The organism is Nocardia sp. NPDC002869 (genome assembly GCF_046764065.1).
Taxonomy (GTDB): domain Bacteria; phylum Actinomycetota; class Actinomycetes; order Mycobacteriales; family Mycobacteriaceae; genus Nocardia; species Nocardia rhamnosiphila.
Map to the genome: position 1 here is coordinate 1 of NZ_JBKOOL010000259.1, position 5,126 is coordinate 5,126.

The following is a 5,126-nucleotide window of genomic DNA, read 5'->3' on the forward strand; positions in this document are numbered from 1 at the left end:
CAAGGATCCCGACGGACCGAGGGGGCCTCGACCCCGCGCGCCGAAGGCGCGCCAATATACACAGCATGGATCCCTACTCGATTTTCGCCGACATCATTGCCGGGCGGGCGCCGGCCAGCCGGGTGTACGAGGACGAGGATGTGCTCGCGTTCATGGATATCCGGCCGATGACGCCAGGGCATCTGCTGGTGGTGCCGAAGAAACCGGCGCGGGATCTCGCCGAGCTCGACCCGGTGCTCGGTGGGAAATTGTTCCAGGTGGGACAGCGGCTGGCGGCGGCGTTGCGGGACAGTGAGGTGGCCTGCGATGGGGTGAATTTCTTCCTGGCCGACGGGGCGACCGCGGGGCAGGAAGTGTTCCACGTCCATCTGCACGTCATTCCCCGGACGCCGGGGGACGGCTTCGGTTTGCGGGGGCGGCCGCGGACGCCGCCGCGGGCGGATCTGGACTATCTGGCCGGTTCCATCCGGGGCGCGTTGCAGCGGGGACGGTGAGCGGGGTTCCCTGCTCGGGGGTGTGGTTTCGCGGATCGTATCGATACGGACACGTAAGATCGTTTGTCTACTATAGTCAGTATGTTTGCTGTGAATATGCTGACTGTGCGCTGTCGTCGGGCGACATGGCGAGCATGGGCATGAGCTGGTTTCCGGGGTGGGCCAGGGAGGTGCGATCGTGCGATATTTTCGGATAGCTGTACTGATGCTGGGGGTGATCGGTGTGGCTGCCGGGCTCCCTGTCCTCCGCCCCGCTCCGGCCGCCGCGGCCGAGGTCGTACGGATCGATGAACTCGGTCCGACGCGTTCGGCGGTCTTCATCTCTTCGCCCGCCATGGACCAGGTCGTGCAGGTGCAGGTGCTGCATCCGGCCGGGGACGGCAGCCGGCCCACCTACTACCTGCTGGACGGGCTCGATCCGGGCGTCGGCCAAAGTACCTGGACCAATGCCACCGAGGCCGAACGGTTCTTCCTCGGCAAGAACGTCAACGTCGTGCTCCCGGTCGGCGGCAAGGCCAGCTATTTCACCGACTGGCAGCACGACGATCCGGTCCTGGGCCGCTATCGGTGGGAGACATTCCTGACCCGGGAACTGCCGCCGATCATCGACAGCAATTTCGCCGGTGACGGGCAGAACGCGATCGGTGGCCTGTCCATGGGCGGGCACGCCGCCTACATCCTCGCGGCCCGGCAACCACAGCTCTACACCGCGGTCGCCGGGTACAGCGCCTGCCCGGATACCGCGACGGCGGCCGGCGCGGTGCAGTTCTCCATCATGACCAGGGGCGGCAACCCGAACAATATGTGGGGACCCGGGGGCAGCCCGGACTGGGCGGCCCATGATCCGGCGCTCATGCTGGACCGGTTGCGCGGCAAGACGCTGTTCCTGTCGACCGGTACCGGCCTGCCCGGACCGCACGAACTGGAACTGAAACCGCAGCTGCCGGAGAACATCGTGTTCGGCGGACCGATCGAATTCGCGGTCGATGCCTGCGTGATCTCGTTCGAGCACAAGGCGCGGGCAGCCGGGCTGCCGCTACGGGTCGACTACAGCCCGGTCGGTACCCATTCGTGGTCGTACTGGAACGACCATCTGAAGGCGTCCTGGCCGACCATCGGCCCCGCGATCGGCGCCTGATCCTTTCGGCCGCTACCCGCCGGATGCGGTCTTCGCCGGCGGCTGCGGGCGGGCCGCTACGGTGGTGGCCATGGCTGACAGTGGTAGTCCGGTAACCGACGCGGCGGCCGCGGCGGTCGCGCCCACGGCGAAGACGGTTCCGTTCGAGCGGGTACACCACGGCGACCGGTTCGTCGACGAATACGAATGGCTGCGGGACAAAGAGGATCCGGAGGTCATCGCCCACCTCGAGGCCGAGAACGCCTATACGGAGGCCCGGACGGCGCATCTCGCACCCCTGCGCGAGAAGATCTTCGACGAGATCAAGAACCGCACCCAGGAAACCGATCTGTCGGTGCCGACCAGGCTCGGTGAGCATTGGTACTACTCGCGCAGCTACGAGGGCAAACAGTACGGCGTGCACTGCCGGTGCCCGATCGACGCGAACGCCGCCGGGATCGACGCCTGGACTCCGCCGCAGCTCGAAGCCGGGACCGAGATTCCCGGCGAACAGGTCCTGCTGGACAGCAATGTGCTGGCCGAAGGGCACGATTTCTTCGCACTCGGCGCGTTCTCGGTGAGCCACGATGGGAATCTGCTGGCGTTCTCGGTGGACACCGCCGGCGACGAGCGCTACACCTTGCGATTCATGGATCTGCGGACCGGGGAGCTGCTCGGCGACGAGATCCCGCGGACCGCGCCCGGGGCCACCTGGTCGCTGGACGGTAGCCACGTCTTCTACCAGACCGTCGACGAATCCTGGCGGCCCGATACTGTGTGGCGGCACCGGCTCGGCGACACGTCCGCAGCGGATGTGCGGGTGTTCCACGAGCCGGACGAGCGCTACTGGGTGAGTGTCGGCGCCACCCGGTCGGAGAAGTATCTGATGATCTGGGTGGGGTCCAAGATCACCACCGAGGGCCGGGTGCTGGAATCGGATGATCCGACCGGTGAGTTCCGGGTGCTGCTGCCCCGTCGCGAAGGGGTCGAGTATTCGGCGGAGCACGCGGTGGTGGCGGGTGAGGACCGGTTCCTGATCCTGCACAACGATGTCGTGGACGGGGTGAAAGCGGAGAACTTCGTCCTGGCCGATGCTCCGGCCGACGACCCGTCCCGGCTGCGCACCCTCATCGGGCACCGCGACGACGTGCGGCTCGAGGATATCGACGCCTTCGCCGGGCAGCTGGTGCTCAGCTATCGCCGCGAGGCGCTGCCCCGGGTGGCGGTGTGGCCGCTGACCGCGGACGGCTACGGCGAACTGCGCGCGCTGGAATTCGAGCTGGAGCTCTACAGTGCCGGGCTCGGTTCCTGCCCGGAATGGGAGCAGCCCACGCTGCGGCTCGGGCTCACCTCGTTCATCACGCCCACCCAGGTCTTCGACTATGTGGTGGAGACCGGGGCGCTGCTGCTGCGCAAAGAGCAGCCGGTACTCGGCGGTTACGAGGCGAACGATTATGTGCAGCACCGTGATTGGGCGGTGGCCGCGGATGGCACCCGGATTCCGATCTCGATCGTCGCCCGGCGCGATACCGATCGTGTCGCCGGTCCGAAACCGTTGCTGCTCTACGGTTACGGCTCCTACGAGGCGAGCATGGATCCGGGTTTCTCGGTGTCGCGGCTGTCGCTGCTCGATCGCGGCATGGTCTTCGCGATCGCGCATGTGCGCGGCGGCGGCGAGATGGGCCGGCTCTGGTACGAGAACGGCAAAACACTCACCAAGAAGAACACCTTCACCGACTTCGTCTCCTGCGCACAGCATCTCGTCGACAACGGCACTACCGCGCCGGATCGGATGATCGCCGATGGTGGCAGCGCGGGCGGGCTGCTGGTGGGCGCGGTCGCCAATATCGCGCCGGAACTGTTCGCCGGGGTACTGGCCAATGTGCCGTTCGTCGATCCGCTCACCTCGATTCTCGATCCCTCGTTGCCGTTGACGGTGATCGAATGGGACGAGTGGGGAAATCCGCTGGCCGACAAGGACGTCTACGAATACATGAAGTCGTATTCGCCCTACGAGAACGTCGCGGCCAAGGACTATCCGGCCATCCTCGCGATCACCAGCATCAACGACACCCGGGTGCTGTATGTGGAACCGGCGAAATGGGTCGCGAAACTGCGCGCCACCAAGACCGGTGATTCGCCGCTGCTGCTCAAAACGGAGATGAGCGCCGGGCACGGCGGGGTCAGCGGGCGGTACGAGAAATGGCGCGAGGTCGCCTTCGAGTACGCCTGGGTGCTGGACACCGTCGGTCTCGGGGAGAAGTAGGCCCGCCGGGCGGCGACCGGATCGTGTCCCGATGTTCGCCGCCCGGCCATATCCGCTCCACGGGCCGGTCACCGGGCCTGCATGCGCAGGTCATCCGCACTGCACGCCACGGACACCTGCGGCTGCCATTGTCGGTACATGAACGCTGAGCTGCTCGTTTCGGTCTCGGGCGTCCGGGAAGCCACCCGGGACGCGGCAATCGGCTTCGCCGAGGAGATGGACCAGCGAGGGGTGCGATTGTCGCTGCTGGTGGCACCGCGGCTGAAGGGCGGGTACCGGCTCACCGACGACCCCACCACCCAGGCCTGGTTGCGCGGCCGTCGCGGTCGTGGGGACGCCGTGGTGCTGCACGGCTACGACCAGGCCGCGACCAAACGGCGCCGGGCCGAGTTTTCGACGCTACCCAGACACGAGGCGCTGCTACGGCTGACCGCCGCCGACCGGGCCATGGAGCAGGTCGGCCTGCGCACCCGCCTGTTCGCCGCGCCTCGCTGGGATGTGTCCGCCGGTGCGACCGCGGCGCTGCCCGAGCTCGGTTTCCGGCTCTCGCTCGGGTTGACCGGTATCCACGACCTGGAACGCAATTCGGTGCAGAAGGCGCGGGTGTACGGCATCGGGGAGGGGTTCCGCGCCGAACCCTGGTGGTGCCGCGCGCTGGTGCTGGGCGCCGCGCGCACCGCGCGGCGGGGCGGCGTACTCCGCCTGGCGGTATCGGCCACCCAGCTGGGCCGGCCGGGTCCGCGGCAGGCGATGCTGGACGCGGTGGATCTCGCGCTCTATCACGGGGCGCGCAGCGAGGTGTACCGCTGGGAGCCCGTCCGCGCCGTCCGCGCGGCCTGAGACTCCGCCGCCCCATTCGGCGATAACGGGGGCGGCGGTTCCCATTTCCCGGCCCGGGACCGGATAAGAGTGGACTCGGCCATGCCCCGCATGTTATGCATGAGTCATGCATGATAGCCGGACCGCGAACCTGTTGGGCGCCGCCGCCCTGGCGGTCACCGACCTGATGCTCGAGCGGGTGGCCGACGACACCGGCGTCGGAACCAGCGCGGCCGCGGCGCTGGTGGTGCTGGCCGGCTCGCCCGGACTGAGCGGCACCGACCTGGGCCGCCGGGTCGGATCGAGCCAGTCGGCGGCGGCGCGCATGATCGACACCCTGCTGCGACGGGAACTCGTGGAGCGCCGGCCCGGACAGGGCCGTGAGATCGCCGTCCGCCTCACCGAGCGCGGCCGGCAGGCCGCGGCGAAT

Annotated in this window: 5 protein-coding genes; all 5 read left to right on the plus strand. The window is 68.0% G+C overall.

Features of this window, described 5'->3' with window-relative positions:
- Positions 1–65: 65 nt before the first annotated feature.
- Positions 66–494 carry an HIT family protein gene (locus tag ACLML9_RS27670; protein ID WP_411948255.1) on the plus strand — a complete coding sequence of 143 codons (429 nt, stop codon included), beginning with the start codon at positions 66–68 and terminating at the stop codon, positions 492–494.
- A 205-nt stretch (positions 495–699) separates the two neighbouring features.
- Entirely contained in the window at positions 700–1,632 is a 933-nt protein-coding gene (locus ACLML9_RS27675) for an alpha/beta hydrolase (RefSeq protein ID WP_411948259.1), read from the plus strand.
- A 70-nt stretch (positions 1,633–1,702) separates the two neighbouring features.
- Complete coding sequence (locus tag ACLML9_RS27680; RefSeq protein WP_411948256.1) at positions 1,703–3,877, plus strand: S9 family peptidase; 2,175 nt, start codon at positions 1,703–1,705, stop codon at positions 3,875–3,877.
- A 138-nt stretch (positions 3,878–4,015) separates the two neighbouring features.
- Positions 4,016–4,717, plus strand: coding sequence for a DUF2334 domain-containing protein (locus tag ACLML9_RS27685; RefSeq protein WP_411948257.1), 702 nt, complete (start codon positions 4,016–4,018; stop codon positions 4,715–4,717).
- 106 nt (positions 4,718–4,823) lie between these two features.
- A partial coding sequence (locus tag ACLML9_RS27690) for a MarR family transcriptional regulator (RefSeq protein WP_411948258.1) occupies positions 4,824–5,126 on the plus strand: 303 nt, incomplete at its 3' end.